Consider the following 26,653-nt stretch of genomic DNA (forward strand, 5'->3'; position numbering starts at 1 on the left):
GGCGCGTCCATGCCCTACTCTCTGGCGCAGATCGTTGACGACCGGCGGGGCAGCCGGCCGACGGAGCAGGGGGAATGCTCGACATGTCTACGGACACGCACGCCGTCGGCGTGCTCGAGGGCGAGGTGCGCGAGCTCGTCCGACGGCGCGGGGTGGACCCCGCGCGCGACCGCGCGGCCGTCGACCAGCTCGTGCGCGACGTCGTCGCGGACTACGAGACGCGCAGCGCGCTCGGGGCCGTCGCGCCGCTCGCCGACCCCGCCGCCGCCGGTCGCGCGGTCGTCGACGCCGTCGCCGGGCTCGGGCCGCTCCAGCCGTACCTCGACGACCCCGAGATCGAGGAGATCTGGATCAACGCGCCCTCCCAGGTGTTCGTGGCGCGCGGCGGCTCGTCGGAGCTGACGACGACGATCCTCACGGCGCAGCAGGTGCGCGACCTCGTGGAGCAGATGCTGCGGTCGTCCGGGCGGCGGCTCGACCTGTCGAGCCCGTTCGTCGACGCGTGCCTCCCCGGCGGGGAGCGGCTGCACGTCGTCATCCCCGACGTCACGCGCAGCGAGTGGGCGGTGAACATCCGCAAGCACGTCGTCCGGGCGTCGCACCTGGACGACCTGGTCCGGCTCGGCGCGCTCCCGCCCCAGGCCGCCGCGTTCCTCGACGCGTCCGTGCGGGCCGGGCTGAACATCCTCGTCGCGGGAGCCACGCAGGCGGGCAAGACGACGATGCTCAACGCCCTCGCCGGGTCGGTCCCGCCCGCGCAGCGCGTCGTCACGTGCGAGGAGGTGTTCGAGCTGCGCTTCGCCGTGCGCGACGTCGTGTCGCTCCAGTGCCGGCAGCCGAGCCTCGAGGGCACGGGGGAGATCCCCCTGCGGCGCCTGGTCAAGGAGGCGCTGCGCATGCGCCCCGACCGCATCGTCATCGGCGAGGTCCGCGAGGCGGAGAGCCTCGACCTGCTCGTCGCGTTGAACGCCGGGGTCCCGGGGATGTGCACGATCCACGCGAACTCCGCCCGGGAGGCGATCACCAAGATGTGCACGCTGCCCCTGCTCGCGGGCGAGAACGTCTCGGACCGCTTCGTGGTGCCGACGGTCGCGTCCGCGATCGATCTCGTCGTGCACATGGGCGTCGACGCCGACGGGCGCCGCGGCGTGCGCGAGATCCTCGGTGTGACGGGGCGCGTCGAGCAGGGCGTCGTGGAGGCCGCGGAGATCTTCGTGCGTTCGGGCGACCGGCTGGTGCGGGCGGGGGGCTTCCCGCCGCGTGCCGAGCGCTTCGCACACGCGGGCATCGACCTGGCAGCGGTCCTGCGGCCGGGCCCGGCCAGTGCCGACGTGCTCGACGGCGCCGCGCCGACGAGGGTGGGCTGACCGTGGGCGTGGCGGTGGGCCTCCTCCTCGGCGCGGGGCTGTTCTGCGTCTGGTGGTCGTTCTGGGCGCCCGGGCCGCCGCGCGTGCGCCGTGCCGACGGGTGGGCGGCGCGTACGCAGGACCTGCTCGTCCAGGCCGGTGCACCGGCGGTGACGCCCGGTGCCCTGGTGGTCGCGAGCGTCGGCGTCGGGCTCGTCGTCCTCGTGGTCGGGACGGTCCTCGCGCGCTCGTGGACCATCGCGGCCTGCTTCGCCGTGATCGCCGCGGGAGCGCCCTCCCTCCTCGTGCGGTCCCGCGCCCGGCGGCGGCGTGCACGGCTGCGGGAGGTCTGGCCCGAGGTGCTGGACCACCTGTCCTCGGGCGTGCGCGCGGGGCTGTCGCTGCCCGAGGCCGTGGGCCAGCTCGGCGAGCGCGGTCCGGTCGAGCTGCGCGAGCCGTTCACCCAGTTCGCGCGGGACTACCGCGCGTCCGGCCGGTTCGGGGAGTGCCTCGACCTGCTCAAGGACCGGCTCGCGGACCCGGTCGCCGACCGCATCGTCGAGGCGCTCCGGATCACGCGGGACGTCGGCGGCACCGACCTGGGGCGCCTCCTGCGCACCCTGTCGACCTTCCTGCGCGAGGACGCCCGCACGCGCGGTGAGCTCGAGGCCCGCCAGTCGTGGACCGTGAACGGGGCACGGCTCGCGGTCGCCGGCCCGTGGGTCGTGCTCGGCTTCCTCGCGACGCGCCCGGAGACGGCGGCCGCGTACAACTCCATGGCGGGTGCGGTCGTCCTCGCCGCCGGCGCGGCGTGCTCCGCGGCGGCGTACCAGCTCATGCTGCGGATCGGGCGGCTGCCCGAGGAAGAGCGGGTGCTGCGATGAGCGCCGTCGACGTGTCCTGGACCGGTGCCGCGCTCGGCGCGCTCGGCGGGCTCGGTGTCCTCCTCGTGGTCGCCGGGCTCCGGGGGCGGTCGATCCGCCTCGACGAGCGGCTCGCGCCCTACCTGCGCACCCACGACCGCACGTCCGTCCTGCTGCGCGACCACCCCGTGCGATCACCCTTCCCGACCCTCGAACGACTCCTCGCGCCGCTGCTCGTCGACGCGGGCCGTGCGCTGGAACGGTTCGGCTCGACGGCGGCTGACGTCCGGCGCCGCCTCGACCGTGCCGGCCGCGGACGCAGCGTCGAGCAGTTTCGCGCACGGCAGCTCGTGTGGGGCGTCGTCGGGCTCGGCGGCGGGACGGCGCTCGCCGTGCTGCTCGCGGCGACGCGGGGGTCGTCCGTCGCCGCCCTGGTGATCCTCGTGCTGCTGTGCGGCGTCGGCGGGGTGCTCGCGTGCGACCACGCGCTGACCCGCGCCGTGCGACGTCGGGAGGAGCGCATGCTCGCCGAGTTCCCCACGGTCGCCGAGCTGCTTGCGCTCGCGGTGAACGCGGGCGAGGGGCCGGTCGCCGCGCTCGAGCGCGTCGCGACCACCGCGCACGGCGAGCTCTCCGGCGAGCTGCGCACGACCCTCGCGACCGTGCGTGCCGGGACCCCGCTCGCCCGGGCGCTCGAGCAGCTCGCCGACCGCACCGGGCTGCCGAGCCTCACCCGATTCGCGGAGGGGGTCGCGGTGGCCGTCGAACGGGGGACCCCGCTCGCCGACGTGCTGCGGGCGCAGGCGCAGGACGTGCGCGAGTCGGGACGCCGCGCGCTCATGGAGGCGGGCGGGAGGAAAGAGGTCGTGATGATGGTCCCCGTCGTCTTCCTCATCCTTCCCGTGACGGTGGTCTACGCCGTATTCCCGTCGCTCGCGACCCTGCGGCTCGGCTTCTGAGCAGCAGCCCACGACCGTCCGGCACGACCGTCCGGCACGACCGATCGAAACGACGACGAAGGAGAAGCATGCAGGGGTGGAGTCGAGGGAACCAGGCCGTGCGCGCCGCAGCGCGCGGCGCGCTCGGGCGGCTGACCGGTCAGGACCCGGAACGCGGTGACGTGCCGGGCTGGGTGCTCATCACCTTGATGACGGCGGGGCTGGTGATCGCCCTGTGGGCCGTCGCCGGGCCGGCGCTGACGGAGGCCTTCAGCAACGCCATCTCGAGCGTCGGCGCCCCCTGAGGTGGTGCGTCGCGGTGGCCCGGGAGTCGGCGTCGAGGACCCGGAGCGGGGCTCCGCCGTCGTCGAGTTCACCCTCGTCTCCGTCCTCGTGCTCGTGCTGTTCCTCGGGGTCGTCCAGGTCGCGCTCGCCGTCCACGTGCGCGCGACGCTGGTGGACTGCGCGGCGGAGGGCGCCCGCGTGGCGGGCCGTGCCGACCGTGGCCCGCACGACGGCGCGGCCCGCACGCGCGACCTCGTCGTGTCCGCGCTCTCGGCGCGGTACGCGCAGGACGTCGTCGCGCGCCAGACCGTCGTGGACGGTCTGCCCGTCGTCGAGGTCACGGTGACCGCGCCGCTCCCGGTCGTCGGGCTGCTCGGCCCGGCCGGAGCACTCACAGTCCGCGGTCACGCGCTGGAGGAGGCTCCGTGACGCGCCTGCTCGCTCGGCTCCGCGCGAGGCTGACGGGGCAGCGCTCGGACCGGGGGAGCGCGGTCGTCGAGTTCCTCGGCGTCGCGCTCGTCCTCCTCCTGCCGGTCCTCTACCTCGTGCTCACGGTGGGTCGGGTGCAGGCCGCGACGTTCGCCGTGGAGGGCGCCTCCCGCGAGGCGGCGCGCGCGTTCGTCACGGCACCGTCGAGCGACGACGGCGCCCGGCTCGCCTCGGCGGCCGTGGCCCTGGCGCTCGGCGACCAGGGGTTCGCCCCGAGCGCGGGTGGTCTGACGATCGCCTGCTCGTCACATGTCTGCCTGGAGCCGGGCGGCGAGGTGACGGCGCACGTCCGGCTCGACGTGCCGCTCCCGCTCGTGCCCGAGCTCGTGCGGGGGGTCGTCCCCCTCGCGGTCCCCGTGGAGGCGCGGCACGTCGCGTCCGTCGACGCGTACGCGGCGCGGCGGCCGTGAGCGCCCCGTCGCCCGCGAGCGCCGCGTCGCCCATGAGCGCCCCGACACCCATGAGCACCCCGTCGCCCCTGGGCGCAACGACACGCGGAGGCACGCCGGTACCCGTCGGCACGCCGGCACCCGTAGGCGCCCTGACCCCCGCGGGCACCTCGACACCTCCGAGCACGGCGGCACCTCGGGGCACCCCGACATCCGGGGGCGCACCCGGACGCGCTCCCGAGCGGCGGTCCGGCGCGGTCGTGCGCGGGTCGACGGCGCTCGTCGCGCGGCTCCAGGGCTCGGACGAGCGGGAGGAGGACGGCCGCATCCTGCTGCTCACGAGCGCGTTCGTCGCGTTCGCGCTGCTCCTCGTGACGGTCGTGGTGAGCGCCACGGAGGTGCACCTCGAACGCAAGCGGCTCTACGCGCTCGCGGATGCGCTCGCTCTCACGGCGGCCGACTCGACGACCCCTGAGACGTTCTACTCCGGCGGCGCCGCGCCGCCGGTCGAGGGCGCCGTCCTCACGCTGACCGACGCCGGGATCCGCGCGGACGTCGACGACTATCTCGCCCGGAACCCCGCGGCGCTCGCCGGTCTGAGCGAGGTCGTGGTGACCGACGCGTCGACCGGCGACGGGCGCACGGCGTCGGTCGGCCTTGCCGCGCGGGCGCGACCCGCGATGATCAGCTGGGTGACCGGGGCGTGGAGTGATGGCATCATCGTGCGTGCAGAGTCACGTGCCAGAGCGTGGTGAGCACCTGTTGCTGTTCGACGAAGAACGTCCAGGGAAAGGAATACCGCAACGTCGCGTGAGCGCGCTCGCGCGCCTTTGTTCACTTTCTTAACTTTGGATGGCCACTTCTGGTTCGGCCCTGTCAAAACCCTAGGTTCGCCGCTATGGTGATCCGGTCCGACAACAACTCCAACGATGGAGAGCTACAACATGAACGCACGAGCAACGAAGAAGCTCGTCGCCGGGGGTGCCCTCGGTGCGATGCTCATCGGCACGGTCGCCCTCGCGTCCGCCGCCTCCGCCGACCCGGTGGACGGCACCGACGTCGACGTCTCCGTGGAGATCGAGTCCAACGTGGAGCCGGGCAACCTCGCCCTCACCGTCGCCGCGAACTCGACCACGCTGACCGAGGCCGACGAGTCGTCGGTCGAGGGCACGCGCGAGTTCAACGGTGCGCTGCCGGAGGTCACCGTCACCGACACGCGGACCGAGGTGCCCGAGGGCGCCTACTGGTACGTCCTGGGCAGCGCGTCCGCCTTCACGGGCGACGCGGGCGAGATCGGTGCCGACAACCTCGGCTGGGCCCCGACCCTCGTCGACGGTGGCGACACCGGCCTGGTCTCCGAGGGCGAGCCGGTCGAGCCCTCCCTCGAGGACGGCCCGGGTCTCGTCGACCAGGAGCTCCTGGTCTCGACGTTCGACTCGGCCGAGGTCAACCCCGAGGGTTCCTGGACCGCCGGCGCCAACCTCACGCTGCGCACGGGCGAGGACGTCGCGCCGGGCGCGTACAACTCGACCATCACGCTGTCCCTGTTCGAGGACTGAGCCGTCCCGACGTCCCGGTGACCGGTTCCGGCCGGGCACCGACCAAGTAGTCACACGACGGGTCGCACCGTCCCGCACGACCACGGTCGTGCCGGGCGGGCGACCCGTCGTCGTACGGAGAGAAGCCCCTGCGTGATCCCCGCACCAACGCACCCCGCCCGCCCCGGGTCCCCGTCCCGCCGTCGCGGGCGTCGTCTCGTCCTCGCCGCGACCGCCCTCGCCCTCGGCCTCCTGCCCGCGACCCCGCTCGCCGTCGCCGCGTCCGCGACGACCGCCGCCACGAGCGCGCACGCCGGCGCCGCGAGGGCGCAGGCCGACGTCGTGAGCGCTCTGCCGACGGTGATGCCCCTCGACACCGAGGAACGCATCACGTGGGGCGCCAAGCCCGCGGACGCGAACGGTCCCGACGGGCGTCGCGGCGTCGACCTCGTCGCCGACCCGGGCACGACGGTCGAGGAGCACATCGCCGTCTCGAACTTCAGCGACGTGCCGGCCACGTTCGCGCTCAAGGCCGCGGACGGCTACCTCACCGCCAACGGGCGCTTCAACATGCTCTCCTCGGACCAGGAGTCCACCGACGCGGGGACGTGGTTCACCGTCCAGGAGAGCGTCGAGGTGGGCCCGAAAGAGACCGTGGTCGTCCCGTACACGATCACGGTCCCCGAGAACGCGACCCCGGGCGACCACCCGGCGGGCATCGCCGCGTCGGTCACGAGCACGGGCGGCGGCGAGGGCGGTACGAGCGTCGGCGTCGAGAGCCGTGTCGGGTTCCGCGTCACGACGCGCGTCACCGGCGAGATCCAGCCCGCGCTCGCCATCGAGGACGTCAAGGCCTCCTACGCGCCGTCGTGGAACCCGTTCGCCGCGGGCGACCTCAGCGTCTCCTACGACGTCGCCAACGACGGCAACGTGCGCCTCGGCGCCGAGGGCCAGGTCGCGACGTCCGCCCTCTTCGGCGCCGTGACGGACGAGGCGACGGCGGAGCCGCTCGGGGAGGTCCTGCCGGGCGGATCCCTGCGGAGCAAGGTCGCGTTCGCCGACGTCTGGCCGCTCGGGCCGGTCAGCACGACGATCACCGTGACGCCGACCGTCGTCGGCGACGACCAGGTGGACGCGCCGCTCGAGCCGGTCACGGTCACCGTCACCACGTGGGCGGTCCCGTGGCCGCAGCTCCTGCTCCTCGCGATCGTCGTGGTCGTGATCGTGGGCGTCCGGGACGACCGCCGACGCCGGCGCCAGCGCCTCGAGGCGATGCTCGCGAAGGCGCGCGACGAGGGCCGCCAGCAGGCGACGACCGCCGAGCCGGCGCCGTCGACCGCGGGCGGCTCCGCCCCGCAGGGCGGCACGAAGGACTGACGGCGACGCGCCGTCGGGCGGCCCTCGCCCGGCGGCGCCGAACCCCCGCGCCGACCCCCGCGCCGTCGCCCGCGGCGGCCCGCGCGCGGACCCCGCGAGGAGACCCCGCGCTGATCCCTCGCGGTGACCTCGCGCGACGGCGCCGACCGCGCGCGGGGTCGCGTAACCTTGAACCTCGTGGCCACCATCGACTTTCCGTCCGAGATCAAGGCGCTGCGGAGCACGCTCGAGTCCATCGAGAGCGTGAGCGACCCGGAGGAGCTGCGCGCGACGATCGCGAACCTCTCGGAGAAGGCGTCGGCGCCCGACCTGTGGGACGACCCCGACGCGGCGCAGAAGGTGACGTCGGCGCTCTCCGCCGCGCAGTCGGAGCTGGACCGGGTGAAGAAGCTCGGGCAGCGCATCGCCGACGTCGAGACCCTGGTCGAGATGGGCCAGGAGATGGAGGACGAGGACACCCTCGTCGAGGCCGAGAACGAGGTCGCCGCCATCCGCAAGGACCTCGACCAGCTCGAAGTCCGCACCCTGCTCGCCGGCGAGTACGACGCGCGCGAGGCCGTCGTGACGATCCGTGCGGGCGCCGGTGGCGTGGACGCGGCCGACTTCGCCGAGATGCTGCTGCGCATGTACCTGCGCTGGGCGGAGCGCCACGGCTACCCGACGACGGTCCTCGACACGTCGTACGCCGAGGAGGCGGGGCTCAAGTCCGCGACGTTCGAGGTGAAGGCGCCCTACGCGTTCGGCCACCTGTCGGTCGAGGCGGGCACCCACCGCCTCGTGCGCATCTCGCCGTTCGACAACCAGGGCCGCCGCCAGACGTCGTTCGCGGCGGTCGAGGTGATCCCGCTCATCGAGCAGACGGACTCGATCGAGATCCCGGAGTCGGAGATCAAGGTCGACGTGTTCCGGTCCTCGGGCCCGGGCGGGCAGTCGGTCAACACGACGGACTCCGCGGTGCGCATGACGCACATCCCGACGGGCATCGTCGTCTCGATGCAGAACGAGAAGTCGCAGATCCAGAACCGCGCCGCCGCTCTCCGCGTGCTCCAGTCCCGCCTGCTGCTCGTGCGCCAGGAGGAGGAGAACGCGAAGAAGAAGGAGCTCGCGGGCGACATCAAGGCGAGCTGGGGCGACCAGATGCGCTCCTACGTGCTGCAGCCGTACCAGATGGTCAAGGACCTGCGCACCGAGCACGAGGTGGGCAACCCCTCGGCGGTGTTCGACGGCGACATCGACGACTTCATCGAGGCCGGGATCCGCTGGCGCCGCGGGGTGCAGAAGGAGGCCTGACCCTCCGCGGCCGCCCCGGGCCGATTGATCCGAGCAACGGATCGATGCACCCGGGCGCGGCGTGTCCGCCCCGCCGGGCCGCAGACGCATGCCTACCCTCGGGATCGTGCGACGAACCCTGTTCGTCCACGGATCGACCCCCGACCCGAGGAACGTGCCGCTGTGATCCGCTTCGAGAACGTCACCAAGGTCTACGCGCGCGGCGCGAGGCCGGCCGTCGACGACGTGTCGTTGGAGGTCCGGCGCGGCGAGTTCGTCTTCCTCGTCGGTGCGTCCGGCTCCGGCAAGTCGACGTGCCTGCACCTCGTCCTGCGCGAGGAGCGCCCGACGAAGGGCAAGGTCTTCGTCGCGGGCCGCGACCTCGGGTCCATGTCGAGCTGGAACGTCCCCAAGCTGCGCCGCCAGATCGGGGTGGTCTTCCAGGACTTCCGCCTGCTGCCCAACAAGACCGTGTTCGAGAACGTCGCGTTCGCGCTCCAGGTGATCGGCAAGCCGCGTCACACCATCGCGATCACCGTGCCCGAGACGCTCGAGATGGTGGGCCTCGCGGGCAAGGAGAAGCGTCGCCCGCACGAGCTCTCCGGCGGTGAGCAGCAGCGCGTCGCCATCGCGCGCGCCATGGTCAACCGCCCGCCGATCCTGCTCGCCGACGAGCCGACCGGGAACCTCGACCCCACGACGTCCCTCGGGATCATGCGCCTGCTCGACCGCATCAACCGCACCGGCACGACCGTCGTCATGGCGACGCACGACGAGGAGATCGTCAACCAGATGCGCCGCCGCGTCGTCGAGCTCGACACCGGCACGCTCGTGCGCGACCAGGCGCACGGCTCGTACGGCGCGCGCGGCCAGGTCATCCCCGACCCGACGACCGGCCCGGCGCCCGAGTCGGCGCCGACCGCCGTCGTGCGCCGGACCGCGCGCCCGTCCGCGGCGCCCGACCCGGCGCCGTCCTCGACGCAGGACCCGGCCGAGGCGCCGGACCGGACGCCGGCGACCGGCGCGACGCCCGCGGTCGACGCGTCGAGCCGGCCCCCGCTGCCCCGGCGACGCTCGACGCGTCGCCACGTCGAGGCGACGGCGGGGGAGTGAGCGGCGTGCGACTCCAGTTCATCCTCGCGGAGCTCGGCCAGGGCCTGCGGCGCAACGTCTCCATGGCCGTCTCCGTCGTGCTGGTCACCTTCGTCTCGCTGACGTTCGTCGGGTCCTCGCTGCTGCTCCAGGCGCAGATCGGCAAGCTCAAGGACGACTGGTACGACAAGGTCGAGGTGTCCGTCTTCCTCTGCCCGGCCGGGTCGCCGTCGCCCACGTGCGCGGCCGGCGAGGCCACGCCCGACCAGATCGCGGCGATCGAGGACCTGTTCGACACCGAGCTCGGCGACGAGATCCAGACGGTCTACTTCGAGTCCAAGGACGACGCGTTCGCGGCGTTCACCGAGCGCTACCCCGACGGGTACCTGGGCACGCAGCTCACGGTGGACGACATGCAGGCGTCCTTCCGCCTCAAGCTCACCAACCCGGAGAACTACGAGGTCGTCAACGACGTCGTGACGGGGCGGCCGGGCGTCGAGGTGGTCGAGGACCAGCGCCGCATCTTCGACTCGCTGTTCCTCGCGCTCAACCGCGCGTCCCTGCTCGCGGCCGGTCTCGCGGCGGTCATGCTGCTCGCGGCCGTGCTGCTCATCACGACGACGATCCGCCTCTCCGCGCTGAGCCGACGGCGCGAGACGGGCATCATGCGGCTCGTCGGGGCGTCGAACCTGTTCATCCAGCTCCCGTTCCTCCTCGAGGGCGCGATCGCCGCCGTGCTCGGCGCGGTCCTGGCGGTCGGCGGGCTCTGGGTCGGCGTGAAGTACCTCGTCACGGACTGGCTGTCCCAGTCCGTGACGTGGGTGGCCTACGTCGACGAGGCGGACGTGCTGCGCATCGCACCCGTGCTCGTCGGGATCGCTTTCCTGCTGGCGGCCGTGTCCTCGGTCGTCACGCTCAACCGCCACACGAGGGTGTGAGATGACCCGGGACCTCCGCCGCGCGACAGCGGCTCTGATCGCCACGACCCTGCTCCTCGTGGGCGGTGTCGCCTCGGCGTCCGCCGACGACATCGACGACCGCCGGGCGGCGGCGGAGCGTCGCCAGTCCGAGATCCTCGGCAACCGCGAGCAGCTCCAGTCCGAGCTCGAGGACACGGACGCGGCGCTCGCGCAGGCCGTCGTCGACCTCCAGGCCATCGAGGCACGGCTGCCCGTCGCGCAGGCCGAGCTCGACGCGGCCCAGGCCGAGGTCGAGCGGACGCAGCGCGAGGCGGAGCTGCTCGCGCAGCGGCTCGAGGACGCGCTGGGCCAGGAGGCCGCGATCAGCGCCGAGATCGAGCGCGGCGCGACCGAGGTGGCCGACGCCAAGTCGAGCATCGCCGAGATGGCGCGCCAGGCGTACCGCGGCCAGGGCGACGTCTCGAGCCTCGGCATCGTCACGGGTGCGCAGAGCACCGAGGAGTTCATCGCGGAGTACGCCGTCTCCTCGACGGCGGCGCGCAGCCAGTCCCGCTCGCTCCAGGAGCTGCTCGAGGCCGAGTCGGTGTCGCGCAACCGCGAGGCGCGCCTCCAGGCGGTGCGCGAGACGGTCACCGACCTCAAGCAGCAGGCGGACGAGAACCTCGTCGCCGCCGAGGCGGCGCGCACGGCCGCGGCCGACCGCAAGGCCGAGGTCGAGCAGCTGATCGTCGACCAGCAGGCCAAGAAGGCGACGATCGAGGAGCGCAAGTCCGCGGCCGAGGCCAAGGTCGCCGAGAACGAGGCCGCGCAGCAGTCCCTGCAGAGCGAGATCAAGGGCATCATCGCCGAGCAGGCCGAGCGTGACCGCAAGGCCGCCGAGGAGGAGGCACGCCGCCAGCAGCAGAGCCAGCAGTCCGGTGGTGGAGGCGGCGGTGGTGGAGGCGGTGGCGGTGGCGGGTCGTCCTCCGGCGGGGGCGGCGGCGGAGGTGGCGGTTCGTCCTCCGGCGGCGACCGCGGCAGCATCTCGAGCTTCCTGTCGTATCCGACGGCGGTGCCCTACGTGACCTCGAGCTACGGGATGCGCCTGCACCCCATCCTCGGTTACTACCGCCTGCACGCGGGGACGGACCTGCGCGCCTACTGCGGCACGCCGATCATGGCGGCCGGGCCCGGGACGGTCGTCCACGCCCAGTGGCGCAACGGTTTCGGCAACCAGGTGCTCGTCAACCACGGCACGGTGGGCGGCAAGAACCTCATGACGAGCTACAACCACCTCACGCGCTTCGCGGTGTCGTCCGGCCGGACCGTCAACAAGGGTGACGTCATCGGCTACTCGGGCAACACCGGCCTCTCGGGGGCGTGCCACCTGCACTTCGAGGTGTACGTCAACGGGTCGACGATCGACCCGATGTCCGTGCTGCGCTGACCGGGCCGGGTCGCGCTCCGGGCGTCGCGCCCGACCCGCCCCGGCCCCCGCGCGACCGCACCCGAGGGATAATCGGTACCGGGCGCCGTCGGGCACCCGTACGCTGGGGCGCCCGCACGGCTCGGGGCCGGCGCACGGACGGTGCCCCGGACGAGCACCCCGGGCGACAGCACCGACAGCAGAGAAGGACGGTAGGACACGGATGGCGAAGGACAGCGGCCGCAAGGTCGTCGCCAGCAACCGCAAGGCACGCCACGACTACGTGATCGAGGACGTGTACGAGGCGGGGATCGTCCTGTCCGGGACCGAGGTCAAGGCGCTGCGGATGGGCAGGGCGTCGCTCGTCGACGGCTACGTCGCGGTCGACCGCGGCGAGGCCTGGCTCGAGAACGTCCACATCCCCGAGTACACCGAGGGCACGTGGAACAACCACGCCCCGCGCCGCAAGCGCAAGCTGCTCCTGCACAAGGAGGAGATCCTGCGCCTGGAGTCCAAGACGCGCGAGAAGGGGCACACGATCGTGCCCCTCGCGCTGTACTTCCTCGACGGCCGCGCCAAGGTCGAGATCGCGCTCGCGCGCGGCAAGAAGGAGTACGACAAGCGCCAGGCGCTCCGCGAGAAGCAGGACAACCGCGAGGCGCAGCGCGCCATGCGGCAGCGCGAGCTGCGCTGACGCCGCGCGGGGCGTCCCGCACGCGGTCCCGTGCCCGACGTCGGCCCCACCCGCTGGTGATGCCGTCGCCCTCGACGTACGGTCGAGGGCGAGACGACGACCGCGAACCAGGAGGCCCCATGGTCAAGCTCCGCCAGTACATCCCGCGCCTCGCGGCGGGGGCGTACATCCTCAACTCCGGCCTGAGCAAGCGCGGTGCCGACGAGGAGACCGCGCAGGGACTGCACGGGATGGCCGCCGGCACGTACTCGTTCCTCGGGGACGTCGAGCCGAAGCAGTTCACCAAGACCCTGTCGACCGCCGAGATCGCGCTCGGCGCGGCCCTCGTGGCGCCCTTCGTCCCGACCGGTCTCGTCGCCGTCGGGCTCGGCGTCTTCTCGGCCGGCCTCGTCGGCATGTACCTCAAGACGCCGGGCATGACGCGCGAGGACGGGGTGCGACCCACCGAGCAGGGGACCGGGCTCGCGAAGGACGTGTTCCTCCTCGGGATCGCCGGCGGGCTGCTCGTCGACTCGCTGAGCCGGAAGAAGTAGCCGCGACGCGGGTACCGGCGGCGCACGACCGCCGGTACCCGGCCGCGCGGAAATATCCGTGCGGGGCACGGCGTTGATCGCGTAGGCTGGACCTGCTGCACGAGGTCCGGGTCCGCCCGGGCGCCGCGCAGTGCTTGACAACTGCACAGGGGGTGATCGGTTTCGACGGTGGTCGTGCTTCGAGGAGAAGCGGGCCGAGGATGCAGGCTTATCTCGTAAACGATGTCTGCAAAACACAGGTGCCGATAACAAGCGCACCGACTTCGCCCTCGCCGCCTGAGCGAGCCCCGAAGTCCGTCAGCCCGAGCTAGCTCTCGACTCGGATCCTGGCGTCATCTAGAGAGCCACTGCTCGCAGTCCTCGTCACCGGGGCTGCGGGGACTTTCAGGTGACTGAGCCCGTCCGCATCTTGTCTGCGTGAGTGCGGGGGCCGAGAAAAACGACAGCAGACTGCGCCCGGAGAAGTCCTCGATCGGCGTCACCGGACCGGGGTTCGATTCCCCGCACCTCCACCCCTGCGGCGACGGCCCGCACCCCTCTCGGGGTGCGGGCCGTCGCCGTATCGGCGCTCTGTGCGGTCACCAGCCGTGGCGCTCCCAGGCTGCCGCCGCCTCGTCGCCGTCGAGCCACTCGAGGCGCAGCCGCCGCCCCCGCACCTCGAGCCGGTCGTCGTCGTCACGGGGGAGCGGGGGCGCGCCGGGGTCGTCGCTGTACAGGTCCTCGTCGTCGCCCGCGCCGTCGAGGTGGGCCCGCCACTGCACGCGCGGCTCCGGGTTGACGTGCCGGGGGAACGTCTGCGGCCCGACCGTGTCCCAGTGCGTGCACACGCGCGTCACGAGGTGACCGGCGAGCCGGGCCGTGCCCTCGTCGTCGGCCCACAGGCGCGCGACGCGACCGGTGCCCTCGGGGGTGACGGGCTCAGTCACGGGCGGACGCCCCGACGAGCGGAGCCCGTCCCGACGACGGCGCCTGCGGGTCGTCGTCCGGCCCCGTGCCGCCGTCGTCGGCCGGGGGAGCACCGCCGTCCTGCGCGCGACGGCGCACCCGGCGCAGCACCCAGCGCACGACGAGCAGGACGAGGCCGACCACGACGAGCCACGGGAGCAGCGCGCCGAGGACGACGACCAGGCCGTTGAGCGTGGTCAGCAGAGCGTTCCAGCCGTTCTGCAGCCCGCCGAGGAAGCCGCCGGGGGCGAGCTGCTCGGCCGGCACCACCTGCACGACCGTGACGTGCAGCGTCGACATCGAGACCTGGTCCGTGAGCGCGGCGCGCTGAGACTGGAGCGACTCGAGCTCCGCCTGGCGCGTCGTGAGCTCCTGCTCGGCGGCGAGCAGGTCCGCGGTCGTCGCGGCGTCGCCCATGAGCGTCCGCAGGCGCTCGACCGACGTGGTGAGCGCCGCGACGCGGGCGTCGAGGTCGCGCGCGGTGCCGGTCACGTCGACCGCCTCGATCGCGAGGTCGCGCACCTCGCCGACCTGACCGAGCGCGTCCACGGTCGCGGTCGTCTGGGCCGCCGGCACGCGCACCGTCAGCTCGGCCGTGGGCCGCGCGTCGCCCTCGGGCTCGGACTGCCGCCGGCTCTCGACCCGCCCGCCCGCGCTCTCCGCGAGCTCGGCGACCTGCTCGGCGGCAGCCGACGGGTCCTTCGCGACGACGGTCACCGAGCCGGTCGTGACGATCTCGCGGTCCGCCTCGACCACGGCGTCCTCGTCGCCGGTCGTGATCCCGGCCGGGGCGCCGGACGAGGTGTCGGTGCCGTCGACCACCGCCGCCTCGGACCCCGCGCCGGAGTCGAGGGCGGCGTCGCCGGCGCCCGGCGTCGCGGAGCAGCCGGCCAGGAGCGCGCCGCCGAGCACCAGCGCGGCGACGACGGCGAGAGGGCGAGTGGTCCGCATGCTGCGAGGGTAGGGGGCCAACCGCGCGAACCGGACAGCCGCACCCACATCGTGACCGTCTTGTGAACTGTCCGTGATCCGACCGTCGCCCGGCGCGCTGCGGACGTGCCGGTCCGCGCGCGAGGATGGGCGCGTGCTCGTGTGCTGCGGACTCGTGACCCTCGACGTCGTCCAGGTCGTCGACGCCCTGCCCGGACCCGACGAGAAGGTCGTCGCGCGGTCCCTCGCCGCGACGTTCGGCGGCCCGGCCGCGAACGCCGCGGCCACCGCCGTCGCGCTCGGCGTCCCGCCGACCCTCGTGACCGCCGTGGGCCACGGGCCCCTCGCCGCGGTCGTGCGGTCCGAGCTCGAGTCCTCCGGCGTCGCGCTCGTCGACGCGGCGGACGGCGTCGCCGGGGCGGTGCAGCCCGCGGTCTCGACGGTGCTGGTCACGCGTGCGACCGGCGAGCGCGCGGTCGTGAGCACCAACGCCTCCGGCTTCGGCGACCTCACCGATGCGCGTCTCGCGGCGCCGGGTCGCACGGCGGACCTGCTGGACGAGCTCGGCCCCGGGGACGTGCTGCTGCTCGACGGTCACCACCCGGGGCTCGCGCTCCGGGTCGCGCGCCGCGCGCGGGAGCGCGGGTGCGCCGTCGTGCTGGACGGGGGCTCCTGGAAGCGCGACGCGCCCGCGATGATCGGGCTGTGCGACGCCGTCGTCGTGTCGGCGGACTTCCGGCCGCCCGGCGTCGCGACGGGCGACGTGCTCGACGCCGTCGCCGCGCTCGGACCGCGGTTCGTCGCGCGGACCCGCGGTCCGCGGCCCGTCGAGGTGCTCGACAAGGGGGAGAGGTACGAGGTCGCGGTCCCGCGGCCGGGCCGCGTGGTCGACACCCTGGGTGCGGGCGACGTGGTCCACGGCGCGTTCGCCGCGGCGGCGGCGCGTGGGTCGTCGTGGCGCGCGGCGCTGGCGGACGCCGTGGTGGTCGCGTCCCGCTCGGTCGAGCACGCCGGAGCGCGGGGCTGGATCGCCGCGACGTCGTGACGTGCGGGTCCGTGGGACCAAGGTCCCGGGTCGCGGCCTCCTCGGCTACATTTCGGTCACGAAGCCGGGAGAGAGTTGACAGTCACTTAGTAAAGGCAGTCTACTAACAAACATGACAACGGCAGTCACCGGCACCGGCGCACCGAGGAGGCGACTGAGCACAGGGCTCAGGCCGACCTCGAAGGTGCTCCCCGAGCACGCTCGGGCCCACAACCGGTCGCTCGTGCTGCAGCACCTGTTCCACGAGGGGCCCACGTCGCGCGCCGACCTCGCGCGCGCCACGTCCCTCACCCGCGTGACCATCTCCGACCTCGTCTCCGTGCTCATCGCCGAGGGCTTGGTCGAGGAGCTCGGCGTCCGCCCGGGCCAGCGCGTGGGCAAGCCCGCGATCCTCGTCGGCATGCGCACGAGCGCGTACCAGATCGTCTCCGTCGACCTCACCGACGACGAGGTCCTGCGCGGCGCCGTCGTCACGCTCACGGGCGACTTCGTCGTCCGGCAGAGCCTCGCGGTGGACGGCCGCACCGGCACCGAGCTCGTCGACCTCCTCATGCGCTTCTGCCGCGGCCTCATCGCGTCCGCGACCCAGCCGGTCATCGGCGTGGGGATCGGGTCGCCCGGCGTCGTCGACGCCGAGGGCCGCGTCATCGAGGCGCCGAACCGCCGCTGGTACGACGTCCCGCTCGCCGCCCAGCTCACGGAGCGGCTCGGGCTCGCGGTCCACGTCGCCAACGACGCCAACATCGCCGCGCTCGGGGAGTTCACGTTCGGGGGAGCGGCCGGGGACGGCCTGCTCGTCCTCACGGTGGGCGAGGGCGTGGGCGCCGGCATCATGGTCGACGGTGCGCGCGTGCACGGGCACGCCGACGCCGCCGGCGAGCTCGGCCACGTGACCGTGGTCGAGGACGGCGAGCCGTGCGCCTGCGGGCGCCGCGGCTGCCTCGAGACTGTCCTGTCCGTGCCGGCGCTGCGCCGCGCGGTGGACGGGCTCGACACCGAGGCTTCCGACGCCGTGCTGGCGTCGGTGGGCAGGACGCTGGGCATCGCCCTGGCCCCTGTCGTCAGTGCGCTCAACCTCGCGGAGGTGCTCGTGAGCGGTCCTGCGGACCTGCTCGACGGCCCCCTGCGCGAGTCGGCGTTCGAGACCATCCGCTCCCGCACCATGCCGGTCATCGGCAGCGGGCTGCAGGTGCGGATGGCCACGCTCGACGAAGACGTCGTCCTCGCTGGGGCCGCCGTCCTCGTCCTCTCCGGACAGCTGGGGGTCTCGTGAGCCGACGACGCTCCGCCTGACCCGCTCTGCCCGACCGGGGCGCGGGCCACGACCCGCCCCTCACGACCTCCTGGGACCCCCAGTGCAGCACCCCCCAGGAACGCAGTAACACAGCAGCACCCCTGCACACGCTCGATTACGCAGGACTCCTGCCACACCTCCGGTGGGGGCATCGCCGCCACCACCAAGAATCACCGAGAGGAAGCACCCAGTGAAGAGGAACCGTCTCGTCGCCGCCTCCGTGGCGTCGACGATCACCCTGGCGCTCGCGCTGACCGCCTGCAGCACCGGCGGGAACGAGAACAACGGCTCCGGCGACGGCGAGGCCGCCTCCGGCGACATCCGCGTCTGGCTCGTGGGCTCCGACACCCCCGACGCGGCCCGCGACTACCTCAAGACGACGTTCGAGGAGGAGAACCCGGGCAGCACTCTCACGATCGAGGAGCAGTCCTGGACGGGCCTCGTCGACAAGCTGACGACCTCGCTCTCGGGCTCTGACAGCCCTGACGTCGTCGAGGTCGGCAACACGCAGTCCGCCGCGTTCACCTCCGCGGGCTACTTCCGCGAGATCACCGCCGACGAGTTCGAGTCCTACGGTGGCGACGACCTCCTGCCCGCCTTCGTCGAGGCCGGCACGTGGGAGGACAAGCACTACGCGCTGCCGTACTACGCGGGCTCCCGCGTGGTGTTCTACTCGCCCCAGGTCACGGGCGGCGCCGCGGTGCCGACCACGCTCGACGAGTACGTCGCGAGCGCCAAGGCCCTCACGACCCCGGACGTGTCCGGCCTCTACTGGCCTGGCCAGGACTGGTACAACGCTCTCCCCTTCATCTGGGAGAACGGCGGCTTCATCGCCGAGCAGGGCGAGGACGGTACCTGGGAGGCGGGCTTCTCCTCGGAGGGTGGCCTCAAGGGCATGGAGCAGGTCGCCGACCTGATGGCCAACGCCTCGCACGCCCCGAAGGACGGCCAGGAGACCGACCTCCAGGTGCCGTTCTGCGAGGGCAAGGTCGCGTACCTCTCGGCCCCGACGTGGATCCAGTGGTCCATCAAGGCTCCGGAGGACGCGGAGACGCCGGGCTGCGAGTCGACCTACGGCTCCGACCTCACCGCGCTCCCGCTGCCCGGCAAGGACGGCGGCACCGCGACGGTCTTCGGCGGTGGCTCGAACCTCGCGGTCGCGTCGAAGTCGAACAACCCCGAGCTCGCCGTCAAGGCCTACGCCATCATGATGAGCGACGAGTACCAGACGATCCTCGCCGAGAACGGCCTGATCCCGGCCAAGACCTCGCTCGCCGAGAAGGTGCCGACGGACAACCCGATCGCCCAGGCCGGTGTGGATGCCGCGATGAACACGCAGGTCACGCCGGTGTCGCCGAAGTGGGCTGACGTCGAGGCGCAGAACGTCCTCCAGACGGCCTTCACGCGCATCGCCAACGGCGACGACGTGAAGACCGTCGCCGAGGAGCTCGACGCGAAGATCGAGCAGATCCTCAACAGCTGAGCCGGCCCGGTGCCGCCCCGGGTCCGCCCGGGACGGCACCGGACGCTCGTCAGGGGTGGGGATCTCTCCGGGGTCCCCACCCTTCGCACGACGCGTCCCGCACGTCATCACTGCGCACCACCGCGCACCATCCGACGGAGTGAGGAAATGAGCTCTACCACTCTCGAGCCCCGGACAGCGCCCCCGCGCGCGTCCGTGCGGCCCCCCAAGAAGCGGCGTCCACCGGTCCTGCCGTGGTCGCTGCTGGTCCCCACGCTCATCCTGCTGGGCATCATGGTCGGCTACCCGCTGGTCCAGCTGTTCGTCATGTCCTTCCAGGAGTACGAGCGCGCCCAGCTCATGGGCGTGCCGGCCGAGTGGGTGGGCTTCGACAACTACGTACAGGTCCTCACCGACGTCGACGGGTTCTGGACGGTCCTGCTCCGCAGCTTCGTCCTGATGGTCGTCTGGGTCGCGCTGACGATGCTGTTCGGCACGCTCGTGGCGCTGCTCATGATGCGTCTCAACAAGGGCTTCCGCCTCCTCGTGTCCATCGGGCTGCTGCTCGCGTGGGCGATGCCGCCCCTCGCCGGCACCATCGTCTGGGGCTGGCTCTTCGACACCGAGTACGGCGTCGTCAACAACTTCCTCACGAAGATCACCGGGGACAACTGGATGGGCCACTCGTGGCTCCTCGACCCGATGCAGTTCTTCCTCATCCTGACGCTCATCATCGTGTGGGGCGCGATCCCGTTCGTGGCGTTCACGCTCTACGCGGGCCTGACGCAGGTGCCGGGCGAGGTCCTCGAGGCCGCGCAGCTCGACGGCGCGACGCCGTTCCAGCGGTTCCGGCTCATCATGGTCCCCTACGTGCGGAGCATCTACACGGTGCTGATCGTGCTGTCGATCATCTGGGACCTGCGCGTCTTCACGCAGGTCTACGCCCTGCAGGGCATCGGCGGCGACCGTGAGAAGACGAACACGATCGGCGTGTACATCTACCAGATGGGCATGGCCCAGGGGCACTACGGTGTCGCCGGCGCGATCGCCGTCATCTTCGTCTTCATCATGCTCGGCATCTCGTTCTACTACGTGCGCCGGACCGTCCGGGAGGAAGAACTGTGAGCACCATCTCCACCCCGACGATCCCCGTCTCCCGCGCCGCGGTCCCCGACCGCGGTGGCCGGAAGACGCGGCGCGAGGGACAGAGCAAGAAGCGCGCGGCGAACGTCGTCTACTCGATCATCGCGATCGTCGTCTTCGTCGCGTCGGCGTTCCCCGTCTACTGGATGATCAACACGTCGTTCCTGCCGACGAACCTCATCCGTGGGACGGACCTGCACTTCTTCCCGACCCCCGACGTCTTCACGCTGAACAACTACGTGAACGTGTGGACCGACGACCGTCGTGCGCCGCTGCCGCCCGCGATGGTCAACTCGATCACCGTCACGCTCATCACGCTGGTCGTCTCGATGATCCTGGGCTTCCTCGCCTCGCTCGCGATCACGCGCTTCTCGTTCAAGGGCCGCAAGTCGTTCATCGTCGCGCTCCTCGTGATCCAGATGATCCCGGGCGAGGCCATGATGATCTCGATCTTCCGGATCATCGACGGCTGGCAGATGCTCAACACGATCACCGGGCTGGCGTTCGTCTACATCTCCGCGGTGCTGCCGTTCACGATCTGGACCCTGCGAGGCTTCGTCCAAGGCGTGCCCGCGGAGCTGGAGGAAGCGGCCATGATCGACGGGTGCTCGCGACCGAAGGCGTTCTGGAAGGTGACGTTCCCGCTGCTCGCGCCCGGCCTCGTCGCCACCGGTGTCTTCGCGTTCATCCAGGCGTGGAACGAGTTCCTCATGGCGCTGATCATCATGTCCCGGCCGGAGTCCATGACGCTGCCGGTCTGGTTGCGCACGTTCCAGCAGGCGACGATGGCGACGAACTGGGGAGCGCTGATGGCCGGCTCGGTCATCGTGGCGATCCCGGTGGTCATCTTCTTCGTCATCGTCCAGGGCAGGATGACCGGTGGCCTCGTCTCGGGTGCGGTGAAGGGCTGACGTGAGCGACCTGAGCACGGCTGCCTCGCTCGACGGCGAGGCGGCCGCAGCCCTGGCCGGACGCCCCGGCCCCGGGACCGCGTCACGACGCGGTCCCGGGGGCCCGGGCAGCGCGGTGGGCCTCGACATCGGCGGCACCAAGGTGCTCGCGGCCTTCCTCGGCTCCGACGGGGTCGCGCGCGAGACCCTGCGCCTGCCGACGGTGCGCGGACCGGAGGGCGTCGTGTCCAGCGCGGCGCGCGCGGTCCGCGAGGTGGTCCGGCGCGCCTGCGGTGACCTCGCGGACGTCGACGGCGTCGGCGTCGGGGTCCCCGGGCTGGTGGACCCCGCCGACGGTTCCGTCGTGCACGCGGTGAACCTCGGCATCGAGGGCGGACGCTTCGCCCTCGCCGAGGCGCTGTCCGCGGAGCTCGGCGGCGTCCCGGTCCAGGTCGACAACGACCTCAACGTGGCCGCCCTCGGTGCCTCGCACCTGCGGGGCGCGGAGGGGGAGGACCTCGCGTTCCTCGCGCTCGGCACCGGGCTCGCGGCCGGCATCGTGCTCGGCGGCGAGCTCCGCCGGGGCGTGAGCGGCGCGGCGGGGGAGATCGGGCACATCCCGATCGACCCGCGCGGGCCCGAGTGCGCGTGCGGGCAGCGCGGGTGCGTGGAGGTCTACGCGTCGGGCTCCGCCGTGTCGGCGCGCTGGCCGTCGCGCCACGGTCGGCCGGCCCCTGCCGAGCTCTTCGAGGCCGCGGCCGCGGGCGACCCGGACGCGATCCGGATCAAGGACGAGTTCGCGTCCGCCGTCGCCTCCGCCGTGCGGATCCTCGAGCTGACGGTGGACGTGCGCCACGTGGTGCTCGGCGGCGGCGTGTCCGCGCTGGGCCAGCCGCTGCTGGACGCGGTCCGCGACGCGCTCGACGCGCAGTCGAGCACGTCCCCCTTCCTGTCCTCGTTGCGTCTGTCGGAGCGGGTCTCCCTCGCGCCGCCGGACGTCCCGGTCGCCGCCGTGGGCGCTGCTCTCGTCGGCCGTCGAAAGGTGTTGTGATGGAGGTCGTGATCGCTCCGGCGGAGCGGTTGGCGGTGCTGGCTGCGGATGCCGTGGAGGCGGTGGTGCGGTCGGGGCCGGGGGCGGTGCTGGGGTTGGCGACGGGGTCGTCGCCGTTGAAGGTGTACGACGAGCTGGTGCGGCGTCATGTGCAGGAGGGGTTGTCGTTCGCGGGGGTGCGGGCGTTCATGCTGGACGAGTACGTGGGGTTGCCGGTCGATCATCCGGAGCGGTACCGCAACGTGATCGAGACGGAGATCGCGTCGCGGGTGGACTTCGCTCCGGGTGCGGTGCAGGGTCCGGACGGCAACGCGGAGGACCTGGTGGCGGCGTGCGCGGCGTACGAGGAGTCGATCGTGGGGGCGGGGGGTGTGGACCTGCAGATCCTGGGGATCGGGACGGACGGGCACATCGCGTTCAACGAGCCGGGGTCGAGCCTGGCGTCGCGGACGCGGATCAAGACGTTGACGGCGCAGACGCGCGAGGACAACGCGCGGTTCTTCGGTGACGACGTGGAGCGGGTGCCTCGGCACTGTCTGACGCAGGGTCTGGCGACGATCATGTCGGCGCGGCACCTGGTGCTGCTGGCCACGGGCAAGGGCAAGGCGGAGGCGGTGCACCAGCTGGTGGAGGGCCCGGTGAGCGCGATGTGGCCCGCGACGATCATGCAGATGCACCCGCACGCCACGGTCCTGGTCGACGACGCGGCGGCCTCGCGCCTGCAGCTGGGCGACTACTACCGCCAGACGTACGCGTCCAAGCCCGACTGGCAGGGCCTCTGACCCGACGGGTCGACGACACCTCGCGGGAGCTCCCGCGACACCGAGCCGCCCGTCGGCGCGCGGTCCACGCCCCTGGACCGTGTGTCGGCGGGCTTCGTCGTCTCCCGTCCCCGCGGCCCGTGGTCCGCGCGGCGGGTGTCGCACGGCGCGCGGACCTGCCGCGGCGACGGCCGCCCGACGTGTGGGCGTCGCGACGTAGACTTCACTCCATGATCGAACTCCGCGCGAGCACGCCACCCGGGGGTCCCGAGGACCCGTTCCGGACTCCTGCGACCGAGCCGACGACCGGCACGTCGACCGGGGTGCTCGAGCGCGAGGAGACGCGCGAGCAGACCGAGCCCGGCGACCACGAACGCTTCGCGCACTACGTGCGCAAGGAGAAGATCATGCAGTCGGCGCTCTCCGGCAAGCCGGTGATCGCGCTGTGCGGCAAGGTCTGGGTGCCCGGCCGCGACCCGAACAAGTTCCCCGTGTGCCCCACGTGCAAGGAGATCTACGAGGGACTGCGAGACCCGCAGGACGGCGAGGGTGACTCCGGCAAGTGAGCGCGGAGCACCACACGACGTCCACCGGTCACTCCGCCCCCGACTCCCGTAGCAGGACCTCGCCGCCGGCACCCCAGAGCCCGTCCTCCGCGGCGGCGTCGCACCTCTCGCCCGCGTTCCCGCGGCGCGCCCCGTGGGGCTCGGCGTCCAAGCTGCGCGCCTGGCAGGCCGAGGCGCTCGAGCTGTACCGCACGCGCGCGCCGCGCGACTTCCTCGCCGTCGCGACGCCCGGCGCGGGCAAGACGACGTTCGCGCTGCGTGTCGCGACCGAGCTCCTGGAGCAGGGCGTGGTGCGGCGCGTGACGGTCGTCGCCCCGACCGAGCACCTCAAGCACCAGTGGGCCGACGCGGCGGCGCGCGTCGGCATCCGGATCGACCCGAACTTCCGCAACAGCCAGGGCCGGCACGGCGCGCACTACGACGGCGTCGCGCTCACGTACGCGCAGATCGCCGCGAAGCCGGCGCTGCACGCGGCGCGCACGACGGCCGACCGCACGCTCGTCATCCTCGACGAGGTGCACCACGGCGGCGACGCGCTGTCGTGGGGCGACGCGGTGCGCGAGGCGTTCGAGGACGCGACCCGGCGCCTCGCGCTCACGGGCACGCCCTTCCGCTCGGACACCGCGGCCATCCCGTTCGTCGAGTACGAGCGCGGTCCCGACGGCATCCGACGATCGCGCGCCGACTACACCTACGGGTACGGCGACGCGCTGCGCGACCACGTCGTGCGTCCGGTGCTGTTCCTGTCCTACTCGGGCAACATGCGCTGGCGCACGAAGGCCGGCGACGAGGTGAGCGCGCGTCTCGGCGAGGCGCTCACCAAGGACATGACGGGCCAGGCGTGGCGCACCGCGCTGGACCCGAACGGCGAGTGGATCCCGTCGGTCCTCGCGGCCGCGGACAAGCGGCTGACCGAGGTCCGGCGGGCGATCCCCGACGCGGGCGGCCTCGTCATCGCGACCGACCAGACGGACGCGCGCGCGTACGCGGGCCACCTCGCGCGCATCACCGGGAAGTCGCCGACGGTCGTCCTCTCGGACGACGACGGCGCGAGCAGCCGCATCGAGGAGTTCTCCGACGGCGACGCGCGCTGGATGGTCGCCGTCCGCATGGTGTCGGAGGGCGTCGACGTCCCGCGGCTCGCGGTGGGCGTGTACGCGACCTCGACCGCGACGCCGCTGTTCTTCGCGCAGGCCGTCGGACGGTTCGTGCGTGCCCGCAAGCGCGGCGAGACGGCGTCGGTGTTCCTGCCCAGCGTGCCGCACCTGCTCGAGCTCGCGAACGGGCTCGAGATCGAGCGCGACCACGCGCTGGACCGGCCGCTCACGGCGGAGGAGCAGGGGGAGGGGTTCAACCCCGAGGACGCGCTGCTCGCCGAGGCGAACCGCGAGGACAAGGCGTCGGGCGAGCTCGTCCAGGGCTCGTTCGAGGCGCTCGAGGCCCAGGCGTCGTTCGACCGCGTGCTGTTCGACGGCGGCGAGTTCGGCACGGGCGCGGACGTCGGCTCCGACGAGGAGCTCGACTTCCTCGGGCTGCCCGGTCTGCTCGACGCGGACCAGGTCACGACCCTCCTGCGTCAGCGGCAGGCCGACCAGATGAGCGCGCGCTCGCGCACCACGCAGTCCGCGGAGCGCGAGCGGGCCGAGATGGACCACCGGCGCGCCGCGGAGCTTCGCAAGGAGCTCCAGCAGCTCGTCTCGGCGTGGTCGCGACGCAGCGGGCAGCCGCACGGGTCGGTGCACACCGAGCTCCGGCGCCGTTGCGGCGGGCCCGAGGTCCCGCTCGCGACGGTCGAGCAGCTCGACGCCCGGGTCGCGACGGTGCGCGGCTGGTTCGTCGGGAAGCGGTAGCCCGCGCGCCCCGGCGGCCGGGCGCGCACGCCCGGCCGCGACCGGGTCGCGGCCCGGTCAGGGAAGTCAGGACAGCGTGTGCACGACCGTCGGGATCGCCGGGTCGCCGGCGGAGAGGCGGCGCGCGCCGCGGGGCAGCTCGGCGCGGGCCTCGCGGTGGCGGTGCGCGGCGTTCTCGACGCCGTACGACCCGACCCAGCGCGAGTCGACGGCGCCGTCGACGACGAGGGGCACCTGGAGCCGGCGCAGGTCGACGTCGTCGGGCTCCCACTCCTGCACGGCGAGGTCGGCACCCGTGACGACGACCTCCTCGACCGCGCGCCCGTCGGCGTCGTAGCGGCGGGCGGCGCACTTGCGGCCACCCGTGCTCGTCTTGGCGGTCGACGCCTTCGCGACGGGCTGGAGCACGCCGCTGGAGTCGGCGCGGGCGACGAGCTTGTAGACCATGCCGCACGTGGGGGCGCCGGAGCCGGTGACCAGGGAGGTGCCGACGCCGTAGGAGTCGACGGGCGCGGCGGCGAGCGACGCGATGGCGTACTCGTCGAGGTCGGAGGTCACGGTGATCTTCGTGTCGTGCGCGCCGAGGGAGTCGAGCTGGCGGCGCACCTCGACGGCGAGGACGCCGAGGTCGCCGGAGTCGAGGCGTACGGCTCCGAGACGGCCGCCGGCCGCCTCGACGGCGTTCTCGACGCCGCGGCGCACGTCGTAGGTGTCGACGAGCAGCGTGGTGCCGGGGCCGAGGGACGCGACCTGCGACGCGAAGGCGGACTTCTCGTCGTCGTGCAGGAGCGTGAACGCGTGCGCGGCGGTGCCGATGGTCTCGAGGCCGTACCGGCGGCCCGCCTCGAGGTTCGACGTCCCGGCGAAGCCGCCGACGACGGCGGCCCGCGCCGCGGCGACGGCCGCCTGCTCGTGCGCGCGCCGCGCGCCCATCTCGAGGCACGGGCGCTCGACGGCGGCGCTCGTCATGCGGGACGCGGCGGACGCGACGGCCGAGTCGTAGTTGAGGATCGACAGGACGAGGGTCTCGAGCAGCACCGCCTCGGCGAACGTGCCCTCGACCGTCATCACCGGCGACTGGGGGAAGAAGACCTCGCCCTCGGGGTAGCCGGTGATCGTGCCGGTGAAGCGGTAGCCGGCGAGGAACTCGAGGGTGCGGTCGTCGACGACGGACTGCGCGTGCAGCCAGTCGAGCTCGGCCGCGGAGAAGCGGAACGACGACAGCGCCTCCAGGACCCGCCCGGTCCCGGCGAGGACCCCGTACCGCCGACCCGGCGGGAGGCGGCGCGTGAAGACCTCGAAGAGGCAGTGCCGGCCCGCGGTGCCGTCGGCGAGCGCCGCCTGGAGCATCGTCAGCTCGTAGCGGTCGGTGAGGAGCGCGGTCGACGCACCGGGCTGGTACGTCGGCTGGTACGACGGCCGCTGCGTCGGCGAGGCGGAGGGGGCAGCGCTGTCGGTCGCGGGGAGGGCGACGCTGCCCGGGTCGGCGAGGCTCATGCGGAATACCGTAGGGCAGCGACCGCCGCGGTGGGCGCCGACAGGCCCGCGAATAGAGTGGTGACGTGAGACCCCACCCGA

General features: G+C 73.0%; 27 protein-coding genes and 1 other RNA gene. 25 read left to right on the top strand and 3 right to left on the bottom strand.

Annotated features, from left to right (window positions below; genetic code table 11):
* The first annotated feature begins 83 nt into the window (after positions 1-83).
* The 16 genes from ACI769_RS01450 (at position 84) to ssrA (ending at position 13,653) form a co-directional block, all read left to right on the top strand.
* The gene (locus ACI769_RS01450; RefSeq protein WP_409141126.1) at positions 84-1,367 is read left to right on the top strand and encodes a CpaF family protein; all 1,284 of its coding nucleotides are present in this window, start codon (positions 84-86) and stop codon (positions 1,365-1,367) included.
* A 2-nt stretch (positions 1,368-1,369) separates the two neighbouring features.
* Positions 1,370-2,230: a type II secretion system F family protein gene (locus ACI769_RS01455; protein WP_021482885.1), complete on the top strand. Its 861-nt coding sequence runs from the start codon at positions 1,370-1,372 to the stop codon at positions 2,228-2,230.
* Entirely contained in the window at positions 2,227-3,168 is a 942-nt protein-coding gene (locus ACI769_RS01460) for a type II secretion system F family protein (RefSeq protein ID WP_085388206.1), read from the top strand. The genes ACI769_RS01455 and ACI769_RS01460 overlap by 4 nt, the downstream gene beginning before the upstream one ends.
* Before the next feature lie 68 nt (positions 3,169-3,236).
* A complete protein-coding gene (locus tag ACI769_RS01465) occupies positions 3,237-3,452 on the top strand; it encodes a hypothetical protein (RefSeq protein WP_369824876.1) in 216 nt (71 codons plus the stop codon).
* Between the two features lie 4 nt (positions 3,453-3,456).
* A complete protein-coding gene (locus ACI769_RS01470) occupies positions 3,457-3,861 on the top strand; it encodes a TadE/TadG family type IV pilus assembly protein (RefSeq protein ID WP_031317226.1) in 405 nt (134 codons plus the stop codon).
* Positions 3,858-4,331, top strand: coding sequence for a TadE/TadG family type IV pilus assembly protein (locus tag ACI769_RS01475; RefSeq protein ID WP_085388205.1), 474 nt, complete (start codon positions 3,858-3,860; stop codon positions 4,329-4,331). The genes ACI769_RS01470 and ACI769_RS01475 overlap by 4 nt, the downstream gene beginning before the upstream one ends.
* 239 nt (positions 4,332-4,570) lie before the next feature.
* Positions 4,571-5,065, top strand: a complete 495-nt coding sequence (locus tag ACI769_RS01480) for a hypothetical protein (RefSeq protein ID WP_051027493.1) — start codon at positions 4,571-4,573, stop codon at positions 5,063-5,065.
* Between the two features lie 189 nt (positions 5,066-5,254).
* Positions 5,255-5,869 (top strand): hypothetical protein, encoded by a 615-nt coding sequence (locus tag ACI769_RS01485; protein ID WP_114554064.1) that lies wholly within the window; start codon positions 5,255-5,257, stop codon positions 5,867-5,869.
* Positions 5,870-6,001: 132 nt separating this feature from the next.
* Positions 6,002-7,225, top strand: coding sequence for a hypothetical protein (locus ACI769_RS01490; protein WP_409141079.1), 1,224 nt, complete (start codon positions 6,002-6,004; stop codon positions 7,223-7,225).
* A 177-nt stretch (positions 7,226-7,402) separates the two neighbouring features.
* Complete coding sequence (prfB, locus tag ACI769_RS01495) at positions 7,403-8,515, top strand: peptide chain release factor 2 (RefSeq protein ID WP_031316541.1); 1,113 nt, start codon at positions 7,403-7,405, stop codon at positions 8,513-8,515.
* Positions 8,516-8,677: 162 nt separating this feature from the next.
* Positions 8,678-9,607, top strand: a complete 930-nt coding sequence (ftsE, locus tag ACI769_RS01500; protein ID WP_085388203.1) for a cell division ATP-binding protein FtsE — start codon at positions 8,678-8,680, stop codon at positions 9,605-9,607.
* A gap of 5 nt (positions 9,608-9,612) precedes the next feature.
* The gene (ftsX, locus tag ACI769_RS01505; RefSeq protein WP_021483124.1) at positions 9,613-10,524 is read left to right on the top strand and encodes a permease-like cell division protein FtsX; all 912 of its coding nucleotides are present in this window, start codon (positions 9,613-9,615) and stop codon (positions 10,522-10,524) included.
* Position 10,525: 1 nt separating this feature from the next.
* Positions 10,526-11,932 carry a M23 family metallopeptidase gene (locus ACI769_RS01510; RefSeq protein ID WP_043652586.1) on the top strand — a complete coding sequence of 469 codons (1,407 nt, stop codon included), beginning with the start codon at positions 10,526-10,528 and terminating at the stop codon, positions 11,930-11,932.
* Positions 11,933-12,134: 202 nt separating this feature from the next.
* The gene (gene smpB, locus ACI769_RS01515) at positions 12,135-12,605 is read left to right on the top strand and encodes an SsrA-binding protein SmpB (RefSeq protein WP_021482407.1); all 471 of its coding nucleotides are present in this window, start codon (positions 12,135-12,137) and stop codon (positions 12,603-12,605) included.
* A 119-nt stretch (positions 12,606-12,724) separates the two neighbouring features.
* Positions 12,725-13,138: a hypothetical protein gene (locus tag ACI769_RS01520; RefSeq protein WP_021482408.1), complete on the top strand. Its 414-nt coding sequence runs from the start codon at positions 12,725-12,727 to the stop codon at positions 13,136-13,138.
* Between the two features lie 148 nt (positions 13,139-13,286).
* Positions 13,287-13,653, top strand: a transfer-messenger RNA (tmRNA) gene (gene ssrA, locus ACI769_RS01525).
* Between the two features lie 63 nt (positions 13,654-13,716).
* Here the strand turns inward: ssrA and ACI769_RS01530 are convergent.
* Positions 13,717-14,064: a hypothetical protein gene (locus tag ACI769_RS01530; protein WP_085388201.1), complete on the bottom strand. Its 348-nt coding sequence runs from the start codon at positions 14,062-14,064 to the stop codon at positions 13,717-13,719.
* Positions 14,057-15,034 carry a DUF4349 domain-containing protein gene (locus ACI769_RS01535; protein ID WP_396050968.1) on the bottom strand — a complete coding sequence of 326 codons (978 nt, stop codon included), beginning with the start codon at positions 15,032-15,034 and terminating at the stop codon, positions 14,057-14,059. Before ACI769_RS01535 ends, ACI769_RS01530 begins: the two co-directional genes overlap by 8 nt.
* Before the next feature lie 73 nt (positions 15,035-15,107).
* Between ACI769_RS01535 and ACI769_RS01540 the strand changes: the two genes are divergently transcribed.
* From ACI769_RS01540 to ACI769_RS01580, 9 genes are all read left to right on the top strand, one after another.
* Positions 15,108-16,058, top strand: coding sequence for a PfkB family carbohydrate kinase (locus ACI769_RS01540; RefSeq protein ID WP_396050970.1), 951 nt, complete (start codon positions 15,108-15,110; stop codon positions 16,056-16,058).
* A gap of 112 nt (positions 16,059-16,170) precedes the next feature.
* Positions 16,171-17,331, top strand: a complete 1,161-nt coding sequence (locus ACI769_RS01545) for an ROK family transcriptional regulator (protein WP_051027709.1) — start codon at positions 16,171-16,173, stop codon at positions 17,329-17,331.
* Positions 17,332-17,542: 211 nt separating this feature from the next.
* Entirely contained in the window at positions 17,543-18,835 is a 1,293-nt protein-coding gene (locus ACI769_RS01550; protein ID WP_085388198.1) for an extracellular solute-binding protein, read from the top strand.
* Between the two features lie 147 nt (positions 18,836-18,982).
* Entirely contained in the window at positions 18,983-19,939 is a 957-nt protein-coding gene (locus tag ACI769_RS01555; protein ID WP_034652155.1) for a carbohydrate ABC transporter permease, read from the top strand.
* Positions 19,936-20,868: a carbohydrate ABC transporter permease gene (locus ACI769_RS01560; RefSeq protein WP_034652152.1), complete on the top strand. Its 933-nt coding sequence runs from the start codon at positions 19,936-19,938 to the stop codon at positions 20,866-20,868. Before ACI769_RS01555 ends, ACI769_RS01560 begins: the two co-directional genes overlap by 4 nt.
* Position 20,869: 1 nt before the next feature.
* Positions 20,870-21,898, top strand: a complete 1,029-nt coding sequence (locus tag ACI769_RS01565) for an ROK family protein (protein WP_232322591.1) — start codon at positions 20,870-20,872, stop codon at positions 21,896-21,898.
* Complete coding sequence (gene nagB / locus ACI769_RS01570; protein WP_043652579.1) at positions 21,898-22,680, top strand: glucosamine-6-phosphate deaminase; 783 nt, start codon at positions 21,898-21,900, stop codon at positions 22,678-22,680. The genes ACI769_RS01565 and nagB overlap by 1 nt, the downstream gene beginning before the upstream one ends.
* Before the next feature lie 209 nt (positions 22,681-22,889).
* Positions 22,890-23,225: a DUF3039 domain-containing protein gene (locus ACI769_RS01575; protein WP_021482851.1), complete on the top strand. Its 336-nt coding sequence runs from the start codon at positions 22,890-22,892 to the stop codon at positions 23,223-23,225.
* The gene (locus ACI769_RS01580; RefSeq protein ID WP_043652576.1) at positions 23,222-25,075 is read left to right on the top strand and encodes a DEAD/DEAH box helicase; all 1,854 of its coding nucleotides are present in this window, start codon (positions 23,222-23,224) and stop codon (positions 25,073-25,075) included. Before ACI769_RS01575 ends, ACI769_RS01580 begins: the two co-directional genes overlap by 4 nt.
* A gap of 66 nt (positions 25,076-25,141) precedes the next feature.
* Here the strand turns inward: ACI769_RS01580 and ACI769_RS01585 are convergent, their stop codons facing one another.
* Positions 25,142-26,572: a nicotinate phosphoribosyltransferase gene (locus ACI769_RS01585; protein WP_085388197.1), complete on the bottom strand. Its 1,431-nt coding sequence runs from the start codon at positions 26,570-26,572 to the stop codon at positions 25,142-25,144.
* Between the last annotated feature and the right edge of the window lie 81 nt (positions 26,573-26,653).

Origin of the sequence: Cellulosimicrobium sp. RS (assembly GCF_046159675.1) — a bacterium.
In the GTDB taxonomy this organism is placed as follows: domain Bacteria; phylum Actinomycetota; class Actinomycetes; order Actinomycetales; family Cellulomonadaceae; genus Cellulosimicrobium; species Cellulosimicrobium funkei.